This is a genomic window from Calothrix sp. NIES-2098 (assembly GCF_963875125.1).
Classification (GTDB): Bacteria; Cyanobacteriota; Cyanobacteriia; order Cyanobacteriales; family Nostocaceae; genus Aulosira.
The window spans coordinates 5,389,547-5,414,796 of record NZ_CAWNKJ010000001.1 but is presented as its reverse complement, the minus strand read 5'-3'; the positions used below and the strand labels follow the sequence as shown (position 1 = coordinate 5,414,796).

At 41.4% G+C, this 25,250-nt stretch carries 18 protein-coding genes and 1 tRNA gene; 7 read left to right on the top strand and 12 right to left on the bottom strand.

Translation table 11 applies throughout. From position 1 onward, the window contains the following. Nucleotides 1–89: 89 nt before the first annotated feature. Complete coding sequence (locus tag AACU33_RS22795; RefSeq protein ID WP_096590801.1) at nt 90–1,589, bottom strand: MBOAT family O-acyltransferase; 1,500 nt, start codon at nt 1,587–1,589, stop codon at nt 90–92. A gap of 91 nt (nt 1,590–1,680) precedes the next feature. Next, complete coding sequence (locus AACU33_RS22790) at nt 1,681–4,722, bottom strand: DUF1574 domain-containing protein (RefSeq protein WP_096590800.1); 3,042 nt, start codon at nt 4,720–4,722, stop codon at nt 1,681–1,683. A gap of 218 nt (nt 4,723–4,940) precedes the next feature. Here AACU33_RS22790 and AACU33_RS22785 point away from each other — a divergent pair, with 218 nt between their 5' ends. The 3 genes from AACU33_RS22785 (at nt 4,941) to AACU33_RS22775 (ending at nt 8,734) form a co-directional block, all read left to right on the top strand. Beyond that, nucleotides 4,941–5,177: a hypothetical protein gene (locus tag AACU33_RS22785; RefSeq protein WP_096590799.1), complete on the top strand. Its 237-nt coding sequence runs from the start codon at nt 4,941–4,943 to the stop codon at nt 5,175–5,177. 101 nt (nt 5,178–5,278) lie between these two features. Continuing rightward, complete coding sequence (gene ppc / locus AACU33_RS22780; protein ID WP_096590798.1) at nt 5,279–8,353, top strand: phosphoenolpyruvate carboxylase; 3,075 nt, start codon at nt 5,279–5,281, stop codon at nt 8,351–8,353. A 126-nt stretch (nt 8,354–8,479) separates the two neighbouring features. After that, nucleotides 8,480–8,734, top strand: coding sequence for a hypothetical protein (locus AACU33_RS22775; protein WP_096590797.1), 255 nt, complete (start codon nt 8,480–8,482; stop codon nt 8,732–8,734). 29 nt (nt 8,735–8,763) lie between these two features. On the opposite strand, the gene AACU33_RS22770 is transcribed toward AACU33_RS22775, so the two are convergent. Beyond that, the gene (locus AACU33_RS22770; RefSeq protein WP_096590796.1) at nt 8,764–9,153 is read right to left on the bottom strand and encodes a hypothetical protein; all 390 of its coding nucleotides are present in this window, start codon (nt 9,151–9,153) and stop codon (nt 8,764–8,766) included. A gap of 133 nt (nt 9,154–9,286) precedes the next feature. Between AACU33_RS22770 and AACU33_RS22765 the strand changes: the two genes are divergently transcribed. Continuing rightward, nucleotides 9,287–9,592 (top strand): small RNA NsiR4-regulated ssr1528 family protein, encoded by a 306-nt coding sequence (locus AACU33_RS22765; RefSeq protein ID WP_096590795.1) that lies wholly within the window; start codon nt 9,287–9,289, stop codon nt 9,590–9,592. 169 nt (nt 9,593–9,761) lie between these two features. Then, a complete protein-coding gene (locus AACU33_RS22760) occupies nt 9,762–10,046 on the top strand; it encodes a DUF427 domain-containing protein (protein WP_096590794.1) in 285 nt (94 codons plus the stop codon). Between the two features lie 91 nt (nt 10,047–10,137). Here the strand turns inward: AACU33_RS22760 and AACU33_RS22755 are convergent, their stop codons facing one another. The 9 genes from AACU33_RS22755 to alr all read right to left on the bottom strand — a co-directional run bounded on the left by AACU33_RS22755 (nt 10,138) and on the right by alr (nt 22,147). Beyond that, a complete protein-coding gene (locus tag AACU33_RS22755; protein WP_096590793.1) occupies nt 10,138–10,716 on the bottom strand; it encodes a Crp/Fnr family transcriptional regulator in 579 nt (192 codons plus the stop codon). Between the two features lie 704 nt (nt 10,717–11,420). Next, nucleotides 11,421–11,858, bottom strand: coding sequence for a TOBE domain-containing protein (locus tag AACU33_RS22750; protein ID WP_096590792.1), 438 nt, complete (start codon nt 11,856–11,858; stop codon nt 11,421–11,423). A gap of 81 nt (nt 11,859–11,939) precedes the next feature. After that, entirely contained in the window at nt 11,940–14,966 is a 3,027-nt protein-coding gene (locus tag AACU33_RS22745; protein WP_096590791.1) for a hybrid sensor histidine kinase/response regulator, read from the bottom strand. Nucleotides 14,967–15,055: 89 nt separating this feature from the next. After that, entirely contained in the window at nt 15,056–17,884 is a 2,829-nt protein-coding gene (locus AACU33_RS22740; RefSeq protein ID WP_096590790.1) for a methyl-accepting chemotaxis protein, read from the bottom strand. A gap of 57 nt (nt 17,885–17,941) precedes the next feature. After that, nucleotides 17,942–18,439 carry a chemotaxis protein CheW gene (locus AACU33_RS22735; protein ID WP_096590789.1) on the bottom strand — a complete coding sequence of 166 codons (498 nt, stop codon included), beginning with the start codon at nt 18,437–18,439 and terminating at the stop codon, nt 17,942–17,944. 4 nt (nt 18,440–18,443) lie between these two features. After that, complete coding sequence (locus tag AACU33_RS22730; protein WP_096590788.1) at nt 18,444–18,821, bottom strand: response regulator transcription factor; 378 nt, start codon at nt 18,819–18,821, stop codon at nt 18,444–18,446. A 55-nt stretch (nt 18,822–18,876) separates the two neighbouring features. After that, nucleotides 18,877–19,938, bottom strand: coding sequence for a response regulator (locus tag AACU33_RS22725; protein WP_096590787.1), 1,062 nt, complete (start codon nt 19,936–19,938; stop codon nt 18,877–18,879). A gap of 800 nt (nt 19,939–20,738) precedes the next feature. Next, nucleotides 20,739–20,820, bottom strand: a tRNA-Leu gene (locus AACU33_RS22720). Between the two features lie 139 nt (nt 20,821–20,959). Beyond that, a complete protein-coding gene (alr, locus tag AACU33_RS22715) occupies nt 20,960–22,147 on the bottom strand; it encodes an alanine racemase (protein WP_096590786.1) in 1,188 nt (395 codons plus the stop codon). A 453-nt stretch (nt 22,148–22,600) separates the two neighbouring features. On the opposite strand from alr, the gene AACU33_RS22710 reads away from it, so the two are divergent. Then, entirely contained in the window at nt 22,601–23,098 is a 498-nt protein-coding gene (locus AACU33_RS22710) for an HNH endonuclease (protein ID WP_086683665.1), read from the top strand. An 846-nt stretch (nt 23,099–23,944) separates the two neighbouring features. Then, nucleotides 23,945–25,231 carry a DHH family phosphoesterase gene (locus AACU33_RS22705; RefSeq protein ID WP_096590785.1) on the top strand — a complete coding sequence of 429 codons (1,287 nt, stop codon included), beginning with the start codon at nt 23,945–23,947 and terminating at the stop codon, nt 25,229–25,231. The last annotated feature ends 19 nt before the right edge of the window (nt 25,232–25,250 follow it).

Here is a 25,250-nt window from a genome sequence, read left to right as displayed (position 1 = left end):
ACTTTTGCAATACTCATTAACATTACTTATGTAAATAGAACATCTGCCTTAGGTATTGTTGAGCTTGCTTAGGCAGATGGAAGTTATTACTAAAAGTCGAAATATATATACGGCAAGCTGCCTTCAGGAGCTAATAACCATACAGCATATAAACAAAGAGGTACAAACACAAGCTTGACAGGCCAGTTAAATTCTACTTTCAGCCGACTCTTGAAAGCATAGACAAGCGCCATGAGTATAGCCAAAAATATTAATCTTCCAGCAAGTTGGGACTGGCTAATATTAAGGGCTTCTACATAAACTTTTTGTGCAAACTGGGCATCAGCTGGATAACCCCAGAGGTGGCGAAATACTAAAGAAGAATCTTTGAGGTTGGGTAGGCGGAACCAGATCCAAGAGGTGAAAACCATGAGTTGGGTGAATAGCCAGGCTAAAAATATGCCCAGAGGCTTTTGCCAAAAATGCTCTAGATTTTCGTGGCGATCGCTCAGTGCATCTGTCAGGCGGTGAACTATCAAAGCTAATCCGTGATATGCGCCCCAAACAATAAAACCCCAGGCTGAACCATGCCAAATACCAGCAATTAACATTACAATCATTAAATTCCAGCAGGTACGAGCTAAACCTCTGCGGGAACCACCTAAAGGAAAGTAAATATAGTTACGCAACCAATCACCCAACGTCATGTGCCAGCGTCGCCAAAATTCTGCGATGCTAGTGCTGAAGTAAGGAAAGTCAAAATTCTCTGGTAAAACAAAGCCAAATAACAGTGCAGTACCACGGGCGATGTCTACATAACCATTGAAATCCAAATATAACTGTAAACCGTAAGCAAATGTAGCTAACCAGAGGTCTGTACTACCTGCGCGTTGCAGATTCCCAAAACATAAATCTACAAAAATTCCTAAATGGTCTGCCAATATACCTTTTTTAACTGCACCTCTTGCAATTAACCACAATCCCTCAGATGCTTGGCTGGGGCTAGGCAATTGTAATGTATTAATTTGAGTTGCTAAGTTGTGGTAGCGAGTAATTGGGCCGGAAATTAGTTTAGCAAAGAATAATTTATAAGCTGCAAATTTTAGAAATTGACCAGTAGCAGGGGCACCACGATAGACATCAATTAAATAAGAAATACATTCAAACGTAAAAAATGAAATACCTAAAGGTGCAATGAATTTAACAGCAGCATCTTGTGATGTTGTTGGCAGGGGAAAAACGGCATTTAACAACAGGGGTAGATATTTAAAACCTAATAAAAGTAAAACATTTAAAATCACTCCTAGCCACAAAAGCTTCAGCCGCCGAAGATTCCAATCAGCCTGAGAAAACAATAATTCTTCATTAGAAATTTGCCCATTAAGAGAATTTTTGTCAGATAGGGTGTTTTTTCCGATCTCCAATCCCAAACGAAAGTTAATAAAAGTAAGTGCTAATAGCAGAGGTATGTACTGAACATTTAAAGATGCGTAGAATATTAGACTGGCAATCAACAATGTCCACAAACGTAGCTTTTGTTCTGATAAAGACCAGTAAATTCCTAGCACGCTCAACAAAAATAGCCCGTAGAAAATTGAGATAAAGTTCATTTGTTAGTCATTGGTCATTAGTCATTTGTCAAGAGTCAATAATCCAAAGTGAATAGTCAAGGGTCAAGCATTTCTTTTTCCCCCGATCTCCCTACTTCGCAGACCAAGGAATCATTGGGTCGCGAGCTAGCTTTTTCGAGACTTCATAAGCGCCAAAACGGTTGAGGTGGCTGGGGTCAGAAAAATAATCGTTAGCTTTTGTCCACAGTTTACTGATGTCTCGATAAATAAAGTTGGGATTGTTAGACATCTGTAACATATATTGTTGAAATTCTTGCTCGTATTCTTGACGTACTGGATCTAAATAATCTGCGGTTAGGGGCATATTGACAAATACGAGAGGAATTTTCCGCGCCTGTGTAAACTGGAGCAGTGCTTGGAAAGCAGTATCTTGTTCGCCTTCGACTTTAAAAGACTGATAATCGTTGTCGTAATTCCCTGTAACCTTGGGGTGTTTTTGATAATATCTCGCAGGATGGAAGCGAATAGACAAAGGTAGGAAACCATCAAAATCAACAGACTGTTGATAAGCTTCTTCTTCTAGCGCATCGTTGCTTAATTGCGTAGAAGATGTAATTAAATGACTAGGCTGGCTCATTAAAGGTAAAGAGTTGAGTTGTTTTTGCAATAACTCTTTAATTTGTTCGCGATTGGAATAGCTAGCAGAAATAGTTGCTAAAGTTTGATTAAGCCATTGATTGGCAAGCTGATAGCTGCTCAGTTCTGGTTTTTGAGTTTTAGTTTTTTGTTCGCTAGCTGAATTTGCTGGATCTTTGAGCAATTCATCCGTAGTACCTGCGGCTATTGCTTTCTGCAACGCCTGTTTGTAGCCTGGCGAAGACGCGATCGCTGCAAAGGTGATATCTTTGCGACCGCTGTTAAAAGCACGCGAACCATCTGCCCAAAGAATTAGTTTTGGTAGTTCTGAAGGTTCTAAGACGCGACGAATAATAAAATCTACGACTTGGGCTGTAGCACCATTGATCCCAAAGTTAAATACATCTACTTTCGGATAACCCTGAGTTGCTAAAGCTTCCGAAAGGGCGGCGGGATCTACTCCCCTTAAGGCACGAGAAGAGCCAATAATTAAAACATGGGGAGGAGTACCAGTTTTAGCCAAACGCTGTTTATATAATGCTATTTGCTCATCTAACTGCCTAGCATTAAAACTGGGCATTTGCGATCGCGCTGCTAAAAGAATTGCCGTAGCGGTAGCTTTTTCTTTTAGGGGTGCAGCTTCTAAGCTTTCTGTCTCGGTATCTTCATTTTGAGTGAAGCCAGAAGCATTAAATACAGAACTCTTACCCGGAATTGGTTTAGTTTTACTAGTGTTAGTGAAAAATGCTGTTCTTTGGTTTTGATTTATCCCCGGCTTGGGATCTGGCTTTTGATTGGCGGGTGATGATGGAGTTACGGCACTCACAACCTGAGATGGCGGATTGGAGTTATTACGGCTAATAATTTGACCTAATACCCAATCAGTTTGCATAGTTAGCAATAATCCCAAAGTACCCCAGACCAGAGCAACCTTAATACCTTGAGCTTCTGGGTTATATTCTGTTGGCTGGTCAATTTCCGTAAAAAGTTGCGTTTGTAGTAGCAACTTCTTCACTTTTGTAGTTGCTGTTGTAACCCAATCCCGTGCGACTTCTGTAATAAAAGTTTGAACTTCCTCTGTAGTCACGTCTGGACGTAAGATGGGTTCGTTAGTCTGGGAAGGTACTAAATCTTTAATATAAATAGCAGTGGCCGCAAATTCGGGAGTAGCTTCTGGTACTAGACGTTGGCGACGCACAAAATCTGCGCCATGATGCCAAGCTGGTTCCTTATTACCTGCACGACGACCATAGACCCGTACTCCTAAAACTCCGGGAATTTTTAATTCGCGGACTAACTGAACGACTTTATTGGCTACTTTCTTGCGGGTTGGGCAAACAGGAGCATCACACATAATGTGTAATAAATCGCCTTTAATTAGCGGGACTACCCGAATACCACCTGTCTTCAGCCGCCAATCTAAATCGGGATTGAGTAAACGTTCTAATAAAAAATTCATAGCAGGTTCATCACCAGCCATTGCCAACTCTAGGGGTGATGATGCTAGGGCTGGATGCTGGGCTGCGGGTAAAGTCAGCCAATCAATCCATGCTGGTTGCTTTTGGGCAGTTTTTTGTCCATAAATCGTAGCAGCTTTAATACCTTGAGGCGCGATCGCTTCTAATTGATTGGCAATCGCCTGCAAGCATAAATGCTTATCTGGTGCGGGGGCAGTTTCTAGAGGATCGGAAGCGGGAGTGCAAAATATATGTATAGTTGATTCTTGCAACGAAGCTTGTACTGCCACTTTTAACTCTGATAACATCTCAGTTAACAGCCTGGCGATAGCTTGCACATCTCCCCAACGCGCCCACTCTTTTAGCATTACCTCTGGTGGCGTCAAATCTATCCGCAGCAGCCAATCTGGTGTAGTTTCGCCATTCACTTGCGAAACTATCACTGCATCTTGGTAGCCACTAAGTTTGAGATGTCGCAACTTCTGGGCGATTGGCTCTGCCAATAATGAAGGATCGGGACTATAACCTGACTGACAAAATATCCACAGGCGATGTTCCTCTAAAGCGCTTTGCGGTGTTGACTGTTGCGGCTTAACCTTGACCTGTACTGCTACGCCTAATCGACTTAGGGTTTCACTCAGATAGCGAGCAATGGCATCTGGATGTCCTTGTTTAGCCAAGCTTTCGTTAGATATAATTAACGCCCCAGCCGTTTGTTGAGATTTTCTCTTGTCTTCTAACAGCGCTTGGTTAACTTGCTCTAAATGTCTATCCAGCTGATTTAAATAAACTCGATGACACCATTGAGGTCGCGACTCCCCTTTTTTTCGTCCGTAGACCAATACTTGGTATATTGAGGTTTGTTCGCTGTTTGTTAGAACATCTAAGTCGGTTTGCTGGATGGCTTGCAGCAAGTCAGACAGAGTCCGCCAACGTCGCGGACACTCTGTGCCTTCACAAAGGATATGTAAGTCATTTCCCCGCAACCGGATTTTCACCCCGACAGTGCTAATCCCAGTTGCTTGGCTTACCCATTGCACTAAGGATTTTTGGCGATCTAGTTGAGATGCTGTTTTCATGGGCAGTTAACTTTAGAGGAAGCGAGTATTGGGGGATAGTGCCTGCACTTGTAAACTAGAACCATAGATTTATCACACCCTGACGTTTGTTTTTAACACTTTTGTTACCTTCTTGGCTGGCAATATGGGCAAAGATAGATATTTATGTACAGTTGCGAGCCATACAATGTTGGATTTTCTGTTTATTTTACTAATCTGCAAACACCCAAGAATAAGCTATGTCTCCTGCCACCAACAAAACTTCACCCAACCCTGAATTAAATCTGTTGCTGTTTAGCATTCCCCAATCTTTGCTTTTAAATGTAGGTACAGCGTCTATACTACTGCTGCTGACAGCGGGACAATTTTCCGCTAGAGCTTTAGAAGCTTTAGGACAAGCCAGTGAAGAATTATTTCGGGGCGATCGCCTACCCATACTCGACTTTCCAGAAGATAACGAATTAAAGAACAGTTAAAAATTTTACTCTAAGAAATCAATCACTCTGAGCTAGCTCCGAGAGTGTTGCTTACAGAACATAGCATTCAAAACAATAATTGTCTTGCAAGAATAGAGAATATGAGTTCCCTTTTATACTCTTTGTCTCAGGCGGCGAACATCTACCCCGCATCGGAATTATTTTTGCGCCATCGCCTCCAAATTGTGGAGGAATTGTGGGAGTCAGTACTCCGCCAAGAATGCGGACAAAAAATGGTAGATTTATTGGGTCAACTGCGCGATCTGTGTTCGCCAGAAGGCCAAGCTACTCACGACCAAGCCTCATCGGCTGTGAAGTTGATTGAACAACTTAATATCAACGAAGCCATCCGGGCAGCTCGTGCCTTTGCTCTATATTTTCAGTTAATCAACATCATAGAGCAGGAATACGAACAACGGCAGCAATTGACTCGCTATTCTGAAGCAGAAAAAGAGATAGAAGATCCAGAAATCTTACCGAATGTTAGCTATTCATCTAACCAAAGAGAAAACGATGCACCCGTGAATCGGGGGATAGGCGCAGATTTACTAGCCAAGAGTTGGCTTGCAAAAGAAAAGGACAAACAAAAAGGTACTTTTGCGGCTTTATTCCCCCATTTATTTAAATTGAATGTACCACCGCAGCAAATTCAACGCTTGATCGCTCAACTAGATGTGCGATTAGTGTTTACAGCTCATCCTACAGAAATTGTGCGTCACACTATCCGGGATAAGCAACGACAGGTGGTAAACCTATTGCAACAATTGGATAGGGTAGAAAATCGTTCTGGTGGTACAGGGGGAGGATATCCTTGGGAAGCAGCAGAAATCCAAGACAAATTACTCGAAGAAATTCGCTTGTGGTGGCGCACAGATGAATTGCACCAGTTTAAGCCTACTGTGTTAGATGAAGTAGACTATGCTCTGCACTACTTCCAAGAAGTTTTATTTGACGGTATCCCCCAGCTGCATAAACGCATTAAATACGCCCTGAATAAAACCTTTCCTTGGCTAGAACCACCGCAGAAAAACTTCTGCTCTTTTGGTTCTTGGGTAGGTTCAGATCGGGACGGAAACCCCTCAGTGACACCAGAAATTACCTGGCAAACCGCTTGTTATCAGCGAAAAATGGTGTTGGAGAGGTATATTCAATCAGTGAAGCAGCTGATTGAATTATTAAGCGTCTCCATGCATTGGAGTGATGTTCTCCCCGATTTGCTGGAATCTTTGGAGTTAGATCAGTCGCAGCTGAGCGAAATCTATGATGCACTGGCGCTACGTTATCGTCAAGAACCTTATCGGCTGAAGTTGTCTTACGTCTTAAGAAGGCTAGAAAATACACGCGATCGCAATCTAGCTTTATATAAGCGGGAAACGCCAAAAAATGAAGACAAACCCATGTACCGTTCGGGGGCGGAATTTTTAGCCGAACTACGATTGATTCAACGCAACTTGACCGAAACAGGTTTAAGCTGTCGGGAATTAGATAATCTGATTGCGCAGGTAGAAATTTTTGGCTTTAACCTGACACAGCTTGATATCCGCCAAGAATCCTCACGTCATTCTGATGCGCTGAATGAGATTCTAGAATATTTGCAAGTCTTGCCCCAATCTTATAATGAACTCTCGGAAGCACAACGAGTTGCTTGGTTAACCGGAGAATTGCAAACCCGCAGACCGTTAATTCCTTCAGAATTGCCATTTTCCGAAAAAACCAACGATGTCATTGAAACTTTCCGCATAGTGCGATCGCTACAACAAGAGTTTGGCGTCCACATCTGCCAAACTTACATTATCAGTATGTGCCGCGAAGTCAGCGACGTACTTGAAGTTTTGCTATTGGCTAAAGAAGCCAGACTATTCGATCCGGCGATCGCTGTAGGTACAATTCAGGTTGTGCCTTTATTTGAAACGGTAGAAGACTTACAACGCTCTAGAAGCGTAATGCGACAACTGTTTGAACTACCGTTATATCGTGCTTTGTTAGCCGGAGGCTATCAGCAGGTAGAAAATCAGGGAGACAAGGAAGATAAAGCTACCTCTTCTACCCATGCTACTTGTCCGCTGACCCTGAATCTCCAAGAAGTGATGCTAGGGTATTCTGACAGTAACAAGGACTCTGGGTTTTTAAGCAGCAATTGGGAAATTCATAAAGCTCAAAAATCACTCCAGCACATAGCAGAAGAGTATGGTGTGAATCTGCGGATTTTTCACGGACGTGGTGGTTCTGTAGGAAGGGGTGGTGGCCCGGCTTACGAAGCGATTTTGGCTCAACCCGGTCATAGTATTAATGGCAGAATCAAAATTACCGAACAGGGGGAAGTACTAGCTTCTAAATATTCTCTCTTGGACTTGGCTTTGTATAATTTGGAAACGATTACAACTGCTGTAATTCAAGCCAGCCTCCTCAAAACAGGTTTCGATGATATCGAACCGTGGAACGAAATTATGGAGGAACTAGCAGCGCGATCGCGTTCTCATTATCGCTCATTGATTTACGAGCAACCAGATTTTATCGACTTTTTCCACCAAGTCACTCCTATTGAAGAAATTAGCCAATTACAAATTAGTTCTCGTCCAGCGCGGCGTCCCTCTGGTAAAAAGGATTTAAGTTCTTTAAGAGCCATTCCTTGGGTATTTAGTTGGACACAAACTAGGTTTTTACTACCTTCCTGGTATGGTGTGGGTACAGCTTTGCAAGAATTTTTGCAAGAGGAACCAGAAGAACACTTAAAACTACTGCAATACTTTTACCTAAAATGGCCTTTCTTCAAAATGGTGATTTCTAAAGCAGAAATGACCTTGGCAAAAGTAGATATGCAAATGGCCCAGCACTACGTTCAAGAACTCTCAAACCCTGAAGATAAACCGAGATTTGAGAAAGTTTTTGAGCAAATTGCTAGCGAATACTATCTCACCAAAGATTTAGTGTTAAAAATTACTGGACACAATCGACTGCTAGATGGCGATCCAGTATTGCAGCGTTCAGTACAATTACGTAATGGGACAATTGTGCCTTTAGGATTTATTCAAGTTTCCTTACTCAAGCGCTTGCGACAGTCGCGGAATAATGCTCCATCTGGAGTGATCCACTCTCGTTACAGTAAGGGCGAACTACTACGAGGCGCATTGCTAACTATTAACGGGATTGCAGCAGGTATGAGAAATACAGGTTGATTTGTTATACAGAGTCAAGAGTCCAAAGTCTAACGTTTTTTGACCCTTGACTCTTGAACGCCACTTGCTCCACTTGGGGAGACCCCAAGACCGCAGTGGCTCCTCTTGACTTTTGACCAATAACTTATGATTAAAAATCGAATTTTAATTTGCACTTTAGTAGCGCTATCATCAGGATTTTTTGGTAGTTACATCTTCGGACAAATCACCCTAACGCTGCATAGCCAGAAATGTCAAAATCAGACTTGGGCTTTAAAGCAATTTTGCAATACTTGGGCGACAACAAATGCAATGTGGCAAGGTAGCACAACCGGATTATGGATGAGCACAGTCTTAGGAGCATTTGTCGCTGGGTTGGCAACACAGCAAAATCGTAATTAGTCTACAGTAAATGGCTTGAAGATCATTGACTATTGACTATCCGTTGAAGCAGTGGGTGTTTGCAAATTACTCAGAGTCTTCCAAGATTGAGTACTGCTATCATAACAGTGCCATTTTCCGCTTTTAACTTCTCGATAGCAAAATAGAGTGCGATCGTGTCCATCAAGATAATCGGTTAAATAATAGACAATTCCTCTGAAAGGGTAAGTTTTACGGCTGAGTCGCTTGGCTACTGCTTGGTTTGGACACTCAACGACGAAAACCGGCTTTCCATCCAGGTGAGCCAAAGAGAAAATACACATCCGCAAAATGGCTCTCAGCCAACTTTCAGAGTGCTCAAAATAATCATCAATGATTTTGTTAGTTAGAGCTTGTTCGAGAGTACGGTCTTGATTTTGGGGGGTTTGAGCGTCAGACATAGCATCACCTATAGCTACACCGATGGTTTGAGATTAAACCAAAATCTTGAAAAGTGACAAGAGTACAGTCACCTTTCAAGCCAGGGTCAGTATGGCTGGTAAAATATACCCATAGCCTTATGAGCAAATTTTCATGACTGCTGAAACTAATCAAGTAAATCAAACAACCACAGGTGCTGATGCTATTGACGAAGCGATCGCACGGGGAATTGATTTTGACGGTTCTCCGATTCCTACCGCCAAGCTGGAACTCTATAACAGAGTCATGGGACTAGAGGCAAATAGACAGCGTAGCGGCGTCTCGAATACAATGCGATCGCGCATTGTCCGAATTGGTGCGAAACACATTCCCCAAGCCGAACTCGACACATTACTCGTAGATGCTGGTTTTGCACCTTTGAAAGAAAAAGAAATTGCCTTTTTCTACGGTGGGAAATAACAATATAATTCGTAATTGATAACTTGTAATTCGTAGTTAGAATCAATGCTGGTGCTTACGAAATCTTACCTAACTTTTAATTAAGTTTTAGTTCTTTAACTGTGTTAATTACGAATTACAAACTCCGAATTACTAATTATTTAATCAAGTTTATTGGTAAAGGTTACTCATGCCGAAAGCAATTTGGAATGGCGCTACTTTAGCCGAGAGCGATAATACTATAGTTGTAGAAGGTAATCATTACTTTCCGCCTGAGGCTATTAACAAAGAGTATTTCAAAGAGAGCAATACCCACACTACTTGCCCTTGGAAAGGTGTTGCTAGTTATTATAGTATTGAAGTGAATGGGCAAGTTAATCAAGATGCTGCTTGGTACTACCCTAGTACCAAAGAAAAAGCAAAAAATATTGAAGGCTATGTTGCTTTCTGGCGTGGTGTCAAAGTTGAGGCTTAGTAGAATCTAATTTTTTCCACGCATCTGGAAGTAATTATTTTTGTGGTGGTTGATAAAACTCAACCACCAGAATATAAGAAAATTTTTTGATTCATCTATTTGTCAAACGCAATATCAACTGGCGTTTTTGACGTAACAGTATTCCTTCCTCTTCAAATTGCTGTAAAAGGCGTGTTACCGTTACTCTTGTTGTATTCAATACTTCTGCCATTTCTTGATGAGTAGCATTCAGGTCAATCAGTTGACCTTGTTCTACCTCACGACCAAATTTCCGGCTTAACCAGACTAAAAATTGCCATAAACGCAGAGACATCGGCTTACAATGCACTATGCTTAAAAGTTCCTCTGCCTGTTGAATGTGAGAAAGTAAAGCACTGACATCCTGATACCAAAGATGAGGTGGTACTATACTGACTTCTACATTAGTTAAACACTCAATTTGGTAAGGCTTGACTTTAGACAAAGGAGAACCGATTAAATCTCCAGTACCCCAGTAACCCAAGGTAATAAATGTGCCTTCTTCACTCCACGTTAAGGTACGAGCTGCTCCACGTTCGATTCGCCACAGTACATCATTGCGTGGGGGTATCATTTCGCGCCTAGCAAATAAGCGATGGGGAATTTGTTCTTTAATGGCAGAGTCATAAGACAAATTAGCGGAATAGATCATAGAAATATTTTGGTAGAGAAAATTGTGGAGTTGCTTTAGAAGTTATCGGAATTAGCTTAGATGCAAGAATTGGTTTAGGATAATTTAATACTTGCCTTGACATCAGCCTAAGCAGATTTAGCACACATATCATCTATGTGTAAATATCGGTATACCAGTCAAGCATAGTTATTCTCCGGTTATCCATAACACAGAAGTAAATAAATAACTATACCTCTATCGGTAGGTTAGGGTGGATTGTCAGAATTATTTACATTGCCATTAACTGTAAATCAACTGGCAGTGGAATTGAGTGTAGAGTACAGAGATTAGATAATTGCTGACAAGTCTAGTTTTTGACCGCAGAGAAGTCTGAACATCGTCAGCTGATGCTCAGACTTTGGATAAGTAAGACAAGCTTAGAAAAGCTGATTCTGGCGTTCAAATAAGTGTCTTAACTCACCTGTTAATAAAAAACCTACGCTTTTGATAGCGTATCAACCTTATCCCGATCAAAAGATTCTATCAACGGCTGTGCATATACTTTGGTTCAGCCGTCTCTGCTGTAGGAGAGATCAGACCGAAACTTTCGGTGGAAGTCTAAGTTGCGGTACTCGCCTATCGGGTGGGGTGGTTCACTTGATACTAATGAGCATCGCTGTAGCATCTTCAGCGAAAAAGGCTGTTTTGATCTTCAACAGCAGAAACTATTGAAAAGTTGTTTTTTATTCCCTAGCAATCACAATGTCGTTGGACTTAATAACTGCATAGGCTTCAGTTCCTTCAACCAAACCCAACTCTTCTGCTGAGACTCTAGTAATCATAGAAGTTAGCTCAACTTTGTGAACAATCTCTAGAGTCACTTCCGTATTAACAGCTCCTGTAATTACTCGTTTGACAACTCCCTTAAGAATATTACGCGAACTAACTTTTAATGGTTTCTTTTGACTGCTAATTTCTACCTCAGCAGTGTCAAAATCTTTTTTTACATCCTGTTTAGTAGATGGCGATACTGCTGGTGAAGAGTACTGGCTAAGACCGCGTACCAATTCCCGTAAAATTTCTGTCTTAGTACGCTGAGACTGGTTGCAGAACTCTTCCAGTATTTTGCGTTCTTCTTCTGAAGTTTGAAATGTTACCCATCCTTGTTCTTTTCTTGGCATAGCTTTACCAATTTAGTTGGTATGTACTTTTGATCTTGCTACGATCCTACCAAGGGTGAATCCTCTAGAACTAAGATGAATTTAATTATGAGACACTACTGCACCATCTGCGGACATAATGATGTCCTGTAGTGTTCGCAGTAATTCTTGTTCGTTATAAGGTTTAGAGAAATAAGCGCGTGCGCCCAATTGCATTGCTAGTTGGCGATGTTTATCGCTACTACGAGAGGTTAACATAGCAATTGGTATATTTTTCATCTCATCATTGGATTTGATCCGGCCTAAAAAGCCGTAACCATCAAGACGAGGCATTTCAATATCGCAGATTACAGCCTGAACTTGCAGTCCACTCTGAAGCTTTTCTAAAGCATCTTGACCATCTTTTGCTTGTTCTACTTGATACCCTCCTTTTTCGAGAGTTAAGGCTAAAAAGCGGCGCACATTAATCGAGTCATCGACAATCAAAATAGTGCTTTTCCTGCTGTCAGCAGGCACTAGTTGTTTGTCATCTTGGGGGAACAGGAAGGCTGTTTTTAATCGAGCTGATGGTAATTGATTGTTTCTCGATGTGCGCTGATTACTAGCAATTGCATAGAGTAACTCACTGGTATTGACTAGGGCGACTACGCGACCATCACCAAGAATAGTACAGTTACCAAAGCCTTCTGGTAGGGGGATATTACCTTCTACTTGCCGAATCGCAACTTCTTGCTCGCCCCAACAACGGTCTATTTGGATAGCCACTGATTGATTATTGCTTTTGACTATTAATATACTGCTGGCATTAATAGCTGGAGGAGTTTCCAATTCTGGGTTATCGTAGCGAGGGCCGTTAAACTCTAAATAGCTACCGAGGCGAATTAATGGCAGCATTGCTCCTTGCCAATTGATAAATTCGCTACCTGCGATCGCAAAAACCTGTTCGGTTTGCAGTAAAAATATCTCGGAAACAACATCTGTAGGAAATGCCAATAGCATCCGGCTGCTTTCGACTAACAGCACGCGGGCGACTGAAAGCGTAAATGGTACTGCTAGGGTGAAGGTAGTTCCCACTCCTGGCTCAGTATCAACTTTAATATCTCCCCGTACCTGTCTGAGGTTGTTGCGCACTACATCCATACCCACACCGCGACCCGATAGGGTTGTGACTTGGTCGGAGGTGGTAAATCCGGGTTCAAAGATCAGTGATAGTAGTTCTTCATCACTAGCACTATTTAACAGCGAAGCATCTAACCCCATCGCTAGTGCCCGATCGCGAATTTTCTCTAAAGAAATACCCCGACCATCGTCACGGATAGTAATAATTGTGCGATCGCGACGGTGAGTAGCTTTAATTTCAATTAAGCCTTGTTCTGATTTACCTAAGTTCCGGCGGGTGACTGAATCTTCGATACCATGATCGAAGGCATTCCTTAACAGATGCATTAAAGGCTCGTTCAAAGCCTCCAAAATGCTACGTTCAATCAAGGTGTTGCCACCTTCAATTTTTAACTGCACATTTTTGCCATACTCAACATTCAAATCGCGGATGGCTCGCGGAAAACGCTCAACCAAATCTGATAGGGGGCGCATCCTGACTTGTGTCAGCTTGGTTTGCAACTGTTTTGAGGTTTTATTCAGCTTGCGAGCTATCTGATCTGTATCATCAACGCTGAGTTGCACATCAGTTGTCACTTCTTGTACTTGCACAATGGTTTCCATAACTTCCTGCGACAGCAGGTTTAATTCGTTATAGCGATCCATTTCCAAGACATCAAAGTTAGTGCTGATGTCTGACGAATGCGGTTGCTCGTCTGTAAATGACAGCATCCCAGATGAGCCTACAGATTGAGTAGCAATTTTATCGTAAGCTGCCCGGAGTTCTTGATTTTCGCGATCGAGACTTTGGACGCGTTGGCTGAGATTGCGGACGAGTTTGCGCAATCTTTCTAGTTGTAAGTTCAGCCCATTGCGCTGAATAATCAGTTCCCCAAATAAATCGTTGATTTGCTCGAGTTGCTTGCTGGGAACTCGGACTGTATTTTCATGAACGTCACGGTCTTTGCCATTAGCAATTGGCTCGGCTTTGCGTTCGATGAGTTTGTATTCTGTGGCGGGAATTTCGCGAGCTGCTACAATTCTGGGATTGAGGAAATTGACTGGCTCTGGAATATTCTCAGCAAATTCTACATCTAAAGTTTCAAAATCGGCAGCAACGATCGCCTCTGCTTCGCTCCAACTTTCCTCTGTTGCTTCCGATCGCAAGAAATCGCTGGCGAGAATTTCTGATGTATCTGTGGCGAGAAACTCCGCGATTGCGGCTTGTTTGGGTGAGAGATTAACATTCTCTAGCTCGTCTAATTTTAGCTCTGTAGGTAGACTCTCTATTTGATGCGTCAGAACTAAAGCTTGCGATCGCCGCCATGCTTGCAATGCTAATTGGGCAATTTCTGCAACTTGATTGGGTTTAGCTGTTTCTAAGTGATGGGCGATCGACTCGCAAAGCTGGGTAAAAGCTGACAATTGCAGCATTTCTCCTAAACCACCCAATTCAGCCGCCATGATTGTCACTTCTTCTTGCAAACAAGGCTGGGTTGGATCTGCTAACACAGATTCTAGGCGCTGCAAACACCCTTCCACTTCTGTTTCAAACAGCAAGGGGATAATGTCTTGCCCATCTTCTGGTGAGAGCATGGTTGTCGCGTCTTCGGGAACTGGGTCGCCCAAACGCTGATGCAGCTCGTCAAAAACTGGGTAACAAAAGGTTTCTAACCACTGCTCTTCGATGACATTGCCTTCTGAAAGCAATTCCACTATTTGCCGCAACCAATCAACACCAGATAACAGTAAACTTTGTAACTGGGTGTCAATTTCTAAAGAATTTTTCCGAGTTTTTAAAACTTTAAAAGAATCTTCCAAGCGGTGGGCTAAATCGCTGAGGGTGCGAAATCCCATCATTCCCGCACCACCTTTGATGGAATGAGCTGCTCGTAGTGCCCCGTTGATCTTATCTGAGTCGATGCGATTACTGGTGTCGATTTCTAGCAATACTCCTTCTAGAGTATTGAGATAATCTGTAGCTTCTTCCAGAAACTGCATCTGGATTTCCAGTTCTTTGTCCTGTGACATGGCTTTGGTTGGTTGTTAAGCTAATGCGCGTCTAATAAAGGATTTGTGATAGCGATCGGTTGTCTTTGTCATCAGCAATGACCCTAGAACTAACTAACCTTAAATGTACCGACAGTTTCCTGCAATTCTTGGGAAATCTCCACCGTTTGTTGTAAAGATTCAGAAACTTGGCGGGAAGAATCGCTGGTACGCTGTGAGACAGCCACAATCGCTTTCATCAAATTGCTAACATTTTGGGAAGTTTCTACTTGAGATGCAGTAGCCTCAGAAATTGACTGTACTAGGCGGTCGATTTGACGCGATACGTCCAAAATCTGATTGAGACTCTGTTTCGCATCTTCGACAATGCGCGTACCTTCGACTACTTGGGTAGTTCCCACTTCCATCGCCTGTACTACTTCGCTGGTCTCCCGTTGGATGTTCTCGACAATTTGTTCAATTTCTTGGGTTGCAGCTGCACTTCTAACGGCTAATTCCCCAACCTCTTCTGCAACTACGGCGAAACCTTGACCTTCTTCGCCTGCACGTGCAGCTTCTATTCCCGCGTTAATCGCTAGCAAGTTAGTTTGGACAGCGATTTGGTTAATCAAAGACACCACGCGGGAAATTTGTTGCGAAGATTCTCCTAAACGCTTGACTTTCTTGGCAGTCTCACCCACAGTTTCCCGTAAAGAAAGAATGTTTTGTACGGTCAAATCCATAGCTTGCCCACTTCTAGTTGCAGTTTGAGCAGCATTGTTGGCAACGATCGCTGCTTGCTGGGCATTTTCGGCTACAGCTTGGATAGAATGAGTCATTTGGTCAACAGCATCCAAGGTGCGGTTAATTTCCGCCGCTTGGTTTAGCGCTTCTTCTGCTAGCTGGCGGATAGCTGCTTCGTTAGAACCGATCGCAGTATTTACTTGAGTAGCAGCATGTTTAACTTGGGTGACAATATCGCGGAGGCTTTCAACGATGGAGTTAAAAAAGTCAGCAACAGTGCCAATTTCTCCAGCTGTCACATCAGCACGTACCGTAAGATCGCCGCTGGCTGCACCTTCTACGTTACTTAATAATTCTAAAAGTTGGGCTTGCAGTGCTTCTTTTTGTTGGCGTTCTTCTTTGGTATCTTGTTGAGCAGCAGATTTGGCTTTTTCTAATTCTTCTAGGAGCCTAGCTTGTTCTAAGGCATAGCCAATCTGAATTGCTGTCTGTTGAAACAAATCAATTTCTGGCTGTTGCCAAATTCGCGGACTTTCGCAATGATGAGCAATCAATAAACCCAATAGTTGATCTTGAGTAATAATCGGTGCGATCAAATTAGCTTGAACTGCAAATTTTTCTAAGGTTTGGATGTAACAGTTGGCATCAGACAAGTTTGGCTCTTGATAAATATTAGCGATCGCCCTTACCTGTCCTGCGCGATAAAGTTCTACATGACGTTCGCGAAAACAAGGGTCATCAATGCGCGCGCCGATCGTTTTCGGCCAATCATTAGTCACAGATTCAGCAACAACGACCCCATCCCAATTTTCGGGATTTAGCTTGTAGATAATTACTCGGTCTGTTTTCAGTGCTTGACGAATTTCGGTTACTGCTGTTGAGTAAATATCTTCAGTTATGAGATTCTTACGAATTTTTAAAGTAATATCTGCAATAAATTTGACTCTTTCTGCTTCTCGCTCTTGTTCTCTTAGCAATATTTGTAATTGCTCTGCCATTTGGTTAATATTAATACCCAAGACTCCGAGTTCGTCTGCTCTTTGTACTTGTAAACGAGTATTCAGTTGACCTTCGCCAAGTTTACTCACTGCTTCTGTAGCAATCAAAATTGGCTTTGTGGCTCGTTTAGCTAACCAAGCGGCGATCGCTGCGACAATAAATGCGGTTAATGCGGTGCCAATTGCGATAGTCCATAATAATTCTCTTTGAGGTGCATATGTAATTGCTGTATCAGTCGCAATCAGCGCATCCCATTTTAAATCTGGTAAACCTTCAATTTTAAGAGAGGGTACATAGCTCACAAGCTGCTGTTTTTGATTCAGTTTATTAATTGTCGTGAAACTACTTACCTGTTTTTGTCCTTGGACTTTACTTAAACCCGGAAACTCTGCTTTCGCCTCTCTACCTTCTTGATTATTTTGCGTAGCTAGAAAGATTTTACCCGACCGATCTATTAACTGATAATCATGCCCTTTGCCTGCATAGTTTTTGATAGTTTCTTCTATAGCTTTTAAAGGCATTCGCGCTCTCACCACACCAATATTTTGCCCTGTTATTGAGTCTTTAATAGGTGCGGCTATGTGAATACTCATCACACCAGTACTTTTTGATTTTTCTGGCTGACTAATAACAGTAGTATTTTGTTTAAGCGCATCTTGAAAATACTGGCGGTCTTTATGATTTTCTAAGGATTCTCCTGTAGACTGGACAATTACATTACCTTCGAGATCGAAGACTGCAATACTGTCATAAGCTTCGTAGGCTTTGATCGTGCTATCTAAAACTGCTTGTTTTTCTTCCAGACTGGTTGTTTGCCTCACTTGAGGATTTGTCAAAAACAGCCGCTTAGAAAGAACTTGAATATCACCAAAGCGCCCTAAAATATAACGATTAACTTTGTCGAGCAAGCCAATAGTTTCTGCTTCTTGCGCTTTAGTAATTTGCTTGTTAATTGAGTTATTGGCAAAGCTGTAAGCGATCGCGCCAATTCCTAATGTTGGGAGAGTCCCGATCGCGATCGCTAATACTGTAGCTTTTGTCCCCAAACTGAGTCTATTAAAATAACTAGCTGCTTTCTCTATAAAAGAGTTATTAGCAGTTTCATGAGTCAGTTTATGCGCTTGTTTGACTGCTTGATTAGAAAGTTTTTGAGATGAAATTAATGATGAGCGATTTTGCGTGTCACTACTCTTAGCCGTGTCAGTCTTATTAAACATAAATTAATTCTAGATATGTGAATGAGAACCCTCAAAAGCCTTTTTTAGTAGTACACCCTAATCACTGCGAAGAATCGAAGAATGGACAATAGCCTGTGCATCTAATACCAGTAATATCTCTTGTTGTTGCCCAACACATCCACATAGATACGGTACTAAACTGGATGCTACCTGTCCTAAAGGAGAACAAATTTCATCAGCCAAAAACTTAGCTGTACCTTTTATTTCTTGTACAACTAAGCCTAAAAGAATTGATTCCACCCGCACAACAATCACATTGTACTGCCGCCGCCTATTATCTAAAGATTCTAAATTGAGCATTCTTGGCAAATCTACTACCCAAATTATGCGACTGCGCCAATTCATTAATCCTAGAATACAAGCAGGCATATTTGGCATGGAGGTGACAGACTCAACAGGCACAATAATTGCTTCTTGCGTGTGCCTCATTGATAAAATCGCCGCAGTCTGTTGATTTAGCTGAAACTTGATATAGCCATCGCCTAAATTATTAGGAATAGGTTTGGCGGGAAGTGCATTGCTTGGACTATTCATGGGTTCAAATTGCTACTGATTTAATAGCACGTAAAAGTTGTTCCCGAGTATATGGTTTTGTGAGGTAGGCATCAGCTCCTTGTTTCATTGCCCATAATCGATCAATTTCCTGATTCTTAGAACTACAAATTACAATGGGAACTTTTTGTGTCATTGGATTTTTTTTCAGATAACGGCATAATTCAAATCCACTCATTCCTGGCATAACTACATCAGTAACAATTACATCTGGTTGTTGTGATAAGGCTTTTTGTAAAGCTTCTTTAGCACCAGTAGCTGAAATTACGTTGTAGCCACTTTCTGTGAGATAATAACTCATTAGTTCTAATTCACTAGGGGAATCTTCAACAACCAGAATTGTGCCAATCAAAGTAAGGCTCACTACTAAATCTCCTAACAAATGCTATCGGTTTTACTAACTATATATTTATTAAAAATTAACCGAGGTGTTTAAACACCATTTTTAGCAAATCTGATTGTGTAAATGGTTTTGTTAAATAGCCAGAAGATCTGACCATTTTTGCCTTTGCTCTATCGATAAATCCTGTTCTGCCCGTCACCATAATAATAGGTGTGTCTCTGAACTGTGAATGCCTCCGCAGTAAAGAACAGAGTTCATAACCATCTAAATTGGGCATTTCGATGTCTAGTAAAATTAGATCGGGTTTACTCCTGAGTATTTGCATTAAAGCTTTGACCGGATCGTTAATTAATACAACAGAAAATGTTTCCTCATCCAAAAAGTGCCTAATAGAATTCAGCACGGTTTGGCTATCATCAATACAGGCGATCGTATAAAGCCCCTTACTAAACTGTTTGTGACTAAACTTATAATTTCTCTCCTCAGTCAAAGTAAAATTATTGGGTTTAGGTAATTGTTGTGCCAAATTGCTTTGAGATGGCGACGACTGAGTTTGTGTTAAGACTGGGGAACTTCCAGCAGATGGAAGTGGTGACTGAGTAATTTGCCGATTTCTCAGCTGCTTTTGACAGTGTTCGACGATTAACCGTAAATCCAAACTACAAAATCTTGGTAATCCATCTAAGGTGATTTCAGGATTAAATTCATAGCTACCTTCTTTTAAAGCTAAGAATGACTCCAGAACTTCTTTAGCCAATTCATCTATTAAGGTTGCTGCCTGCTGAGAAGTAATATAATCCTGAGCAGCTAACCAGCAGATAGCGTGATAATCAGCATTAGATGTTGATTGATTTTCATTATTCGTTTCAAACATCAGCCGCATTTGCACCCTAGTAGCGCTGTTGAGAGTCGGAATTTTCTGACTCAAGCGCCGCAAATGACTATCAAGCCTTTCAAATACTTTATCTGAATAAGAGGCATAAGTTAGTTTACCGTCCTCTAGATAGATCGACCAAGAAGTAGTCTCTGTATATACCCTTAAGCATCCTGTAGCACGCCGACTGGTGAGTTGTGCCAACAGCGATATCGGATGTAATTTCTGGAACAACTTGTAGCTACCTATAGGAGTTGTGCTCATTTTGCTTTTACTTCAGCTAAATTCAATACGTGTAAGTTAAACTTGTACAGACGCTGTTATACATTCCCAATCAAGCTAGTAAATATTGGTGCCCTGTAGCATAACATACAAAAATATTCGTTCTATTTATAGATACACTGAGTCATAGCTTTGTTTTTAGATTATAAAGTCTTAATCAATTATGAAGTTATTGTCAATTTACTTACTTATACTGAGATTATCAGAGATGTCTGGACAATTAATAAATAAAATTTAAAGACTAGATGAAGCAAAATACCTTTTAGTAGCCTTTATTCAAATTTTGCAAGTAATAATACTGTTTAGCTAATAAAATTGACCTAATATTTTAAGTATTTACCCTGAGATAAATTAGCACGAAAACTCAACTTACTGTTTATTAAACAATAAGTATACTTACTTAAAAGTGATATAAATTACTTTTATTTTTACTGGGCTGTAATTAGATTTAGTTTTTTAATTGACCTAATCTGTCATTATTACGATCGCCAAACAATAGTGATAATTTAGCGAAGAACACTGCCAGCAGAAAAAGAAAATCTATTGTAGAGTAAGATTTTTGATGCCAGTTCGCTGAGTTGAAAACCTCCTCACCCTCCAGATACAGCTGGCGAATGATAGATTTGCCGACTCAAGGCTGAAATAGCTAGCTAAATCACAACTGACAGCCTGAAAGCCTCAACTATCAGACCGTGCAGCAATAAAGTTTAAATACTTGTATTCTCAGTCAACCCAAGTTAACTAAAATATGCAACTAGTTTGGGGCAGCTATCTCTTAAAAGTGCGGATGAAAGGACTTGAACCTTCACTCCTTTCGGAACTAGAACCTAAATCTAGCGCGTCTGCCAATTCCGCCACATCCGCATCAGTTTCCTATTCTAACACAACAATTTATTTATGGAAATAGCTAAAAACTCAAAATTTTAAAATCTTGCTAGATCGAGAAAAAAGGTAAAGAACAGATTTTTACCTTCTTTCTTTAGAGTTTGTGATGGATTTAGGGCTACGCGATCGCAACTCTTGGTAGACGATGCTTAAATCCACAAAGAATTTCCCAAGAAATCGTATTTAGTTTTTCTGCCCAATCATCAACGGTAATTTTTTCTTTGCCCTGTTCCCCAAGTAAAGTAACTACTTCTCCTTCTTGGAGATCGGGAATAGCACTCACATCCACCATCAACTGATCCATTGTAATGGTGCCAATCTGAGGTACGCGCTGACCGCGAATTAACACCTGCATTTTATTGGAGAGATTGCGCGGGACACCATCAGCATAACCAATACCCACAACGGCAAGGCGTAGTTCGCTAGCAGCAATAAAATGGTGTCCGTAGCTGACGCCAGTTCCAGCAGCAATAGTTTTAACTTGAGTAACTCGCGCCTTAACTTGTAAAACAGGTTGGAGGTTGACTTGATTTTTTAAATGAGGAGATGGATAGAGTCCGTACACTGCTAAACCCACGCGGACAATATTGTAGTGCAAAGCTGAATCTGCAAGAGTAGCGGCTGAATTTGCTAAGTGCAAGCAAGGTGGTTCTACACCCATAGCTTTGATTTGAGCGATCGCTTCCTCAAATCGTCTATGCTGTTGTTTCATGATCTTGGTATCAGGACTATCTGCTGTTGCCAAGTGGGAATAAATGCTAGCAATCGCCAGACGAGGTAAGCGTTGCACTAACTGCACAAATTCCCCGGCTTGTTGCCAGTTAGTTCCTAACCTAGACATACCTGTATCTAATTTAATATGTACAGGTAAGGGAGAACCGTAATTCATGGCTTCTAGAGTATCTGAAAACACTAAAGCTTGTTTGGGGCTGCATAGTGTGGGCTGTAGTTTCCAGTGAGCGATCGCGTGAATTTGTTCTGGTGTGTGGGTTGCTCCTAAAATTAAGATTGGTGCTTTGATTCCGCCTTCTCGCAGTTGAATGCCTTCGGGAACTGTTGCGACTCCTAACCAACTAGCTCCTGATTCTAATGCTGTTTGAGCCACTGTTACAGCTCCATGTCCATAGGCATCAGCTTTCACTACTGCCATGAGTTGGGTACATGGCGATAACAACCCAACTAATTGCCTTACATTATGGGACAAAGCGGCTAAATCAATCTCTACCCAAGCACGTTGAGAGAACCAGGCATACGTATCGCATTCTTGGTCATAAGCTACACCAGGCGTTTGCTTGCTACTTAACATTTTCACTCACTCCTATCACACCACTACTGAATTCCCTGATGATTTATCTATTCCCTTCCTCTGAAAATGAATCAGATTAATCTGGAAGTTTACATTTGATTATGAAATTTTCACAAGACGCTACATAGATGATTTGTGCTTGATCTAAGGCAATGTTCCTTAAAGTTTTTTGCTCAACGAGTTTTGTCTTAGAGGACTTGCAACTCCATGATTAGCTATGAAGTTTCAGTGATTTTAACAACCGAACCTTAGCAAGCCTAAAGGAAAATATCCTCAATAGCCTTAAAAATTAAGCTTTGAAGCGAACTTTCCTCTGTAGTTGTTATGTAATATATTTATCTAACACTGAGCAACTATTTTGAGAATTATGGCGGAAGTATAATTTATTCTCATCTCTCAGCTAGAGTATATTTGTGTTAATATATGTAAAACTAATACCTTGAGCGCTTACCAATGGGGAAGGTTTTAGTCCTAAACGCCTCTTACGAACCGCTCAATATCACGAGCTGGCGTCGCGCTGCGGTTTTGTTGATAAAAGGCAAGGCAGAACGCGTTGAACACAACGGTAAATTCCTGTACTCGGATTTTCCATTGCCAACTGTAATCCGGTTGCGTCACTATGTGCGCGTTCCCTATAAAGAAATTCCTCTGACACGCCGAAATATCTTGCACCGCGACAGTCATACTTGTCAATATTGCGGTTACACCGGGGATGAGTTAACGCTAGATCATGTAATCCCGCGATCGCGTGGCGGCGGAGATAGCTGGGAAAACATTGTCACTGCTTGTGTGCGTTGCAATGTCAAGAAAGGCAGTCGCACACCCCACGAAGCCCATATGCTATTACGTCATCCCCCCCGCCAACCTTACAGCAGCCTTTATTTTGAGGTTAGTAAACACCTGAAGAGTGGATTACACCAAGAGTGGCAAAAGTATGTAATAGGACTTTGACACTACTTATCTCAATCATTAGAGCCTACAACTGACATCACCTAAAGGATGTTCCTGTTTGACACTGTCCGGGAAATTATCTTAGGTGGTAAAAGCAACTGCAAACTTGATGAACCTGGTTCATCACAGTAGCTTGTTGTGCTTTGAAATTTGCATTTCTACAGCTTGTCAGCGCATTAGCTAGTAGAATAAGAAATTGTCGGTTTTTGATAATACCATTTACCACAGTAAAAATTCAAGTTTACGAGCTAGATTTGCATAATTATTAAGGTAGGTCATAAAAGGGCAATTTTCGTTAACAATAAAAATAATTGTTAATTGCGCATTCCTCACTAGGATCGGATTATGACCCGTCATCCGTTCCTAGTTAATGATTACCTCTGAAAAATGATTTAAAAGCCTACTTATAAAACATCAGTCTAAAACCGTGAAAAATCGCAAAAAAATATCTAATTAGCAGCATAATTGTGTAAAGCAAGCGGCATAAAAGCTAGCCTCTACACCCACAAAATGTGTGTCTTTAAAGGTTAGTCATTAGCCCAGCAATCGGCAAAAACATTACGTTTATTTTTCTGTAAAAAAGAAAAATAAAAAAGATGAAAAAATTATATTTTCTTGAAATGTATTGCTAAATACTAAGTATGCTATCTTCCAGAATCTATATAAATAAGCTAGTGGAATCTGCTAAATGCTAATTATTTTCACTGCTAAAAAATAGACCGAGATATATAGTGCCACGCTGCTCTATTTTTGCGAAGATCGTAATATGTGGCGAAATCAGTGAAAGACTGATTGTAATATTTCTTAACTAATGAATGGAGCCTCTCGCTTACACAAACATTCCATATGCAATTGAATTCTTCTTTGATGCAGTTTGAGAGTTTGTCATTGACCACAGAGCCGAACCAAGAGGATGCTGAAATAGACGCAGTTCCTGTCGTTGAAGTCCCAGTTAGCAAAACCTCCGTACCGCCATCAACCAGTGAAGGAGGTGTCTATCTAGTTCAGCGTGGTAATTCCTTGGTGTCTCAGAAGTCAGAAGAGCTGCAAAAGACCCTTTTAGCACACCGACACGAACGTCAGCTAATAATTCTGCAAGATTTTCCTGACCCTGATGCCCTTTCTTGTGCTTGGACGTACCAGTTAATTGCCCAGCAATACGATATCAAATGTGAAATTATTTATGCTGGAACCTTGAGCCACCAGGAGAATATTGCCCTAGTCAAGCTCACTAATTTACCTGCCCAGCGCTGGACGCTGCAAACCCTAAAAGGTAAAGATTTGTCATCTTACCAAGGTTTCGTATTAATTGATAACCAGGGAACCACAAGTCAGCTGTTGTCAACGGTACAACAAGCAGGTATTCCCCTAGTTGCAGTCATCGATCATCACAGTACACAGGCAGATCTGAAGCCAGAATTCGCCGATCTTCGTCCTTATGTGCGAGCAACAGCAACAATTTTTACTCAATATCTTCAGGCAGGATTGCTGACCTTAGATAGCAGCATCAACCAGCACGTTAAATGTGCTACTGCCTTGATGCATGGCTTGCGATCGGATACAAATAGGCTGATGCAAGCACAAGAAGAAGATTTTATGGCTGCTGCCTATCTCAGCCGATTTTATGATGCCCAGCTGCTGAACGCAATTCTACAGGCAAATCGTTCTAAGCGAGTAATGGATGTGATTGAGCGTGCGCTCAAAAACCGCATTGTTCAAAATAACTTTTCCATTGCTGGTGTTGGTTACATCCGCTATGATGACCGCGATGCCATCCCCCAAGCAGCAGATTTCTTAGTGACCGAAGAAAACGTTCACACTGCCGTAGTTTACGGTATCGTTCACGATGAAGATGACGAACTAGAAGTAGTTATCGGCTCGCTACGAACTACTAAACTCACCCTCGATCCTGATGAATTTATCAAGGAAGCCTTTGGCCAAGATAGTAATGGGCGCTTTTTTGGTGGAGGTAGGACAGGTGCAGGCGGCTTTGAAATTCCAATGGGTTTCTTATCGGGCGGTAACGAAAACTCTGCCTATGCAAAAATGAAATGGGAAGTATTCGATACTCAAATCAAGCAAAAGCTGCTGAAGTTAGTTAATCCTAAAGACAACCCAATTCAGTCAGAGTAGTCATTTGTCTTTTGTCATT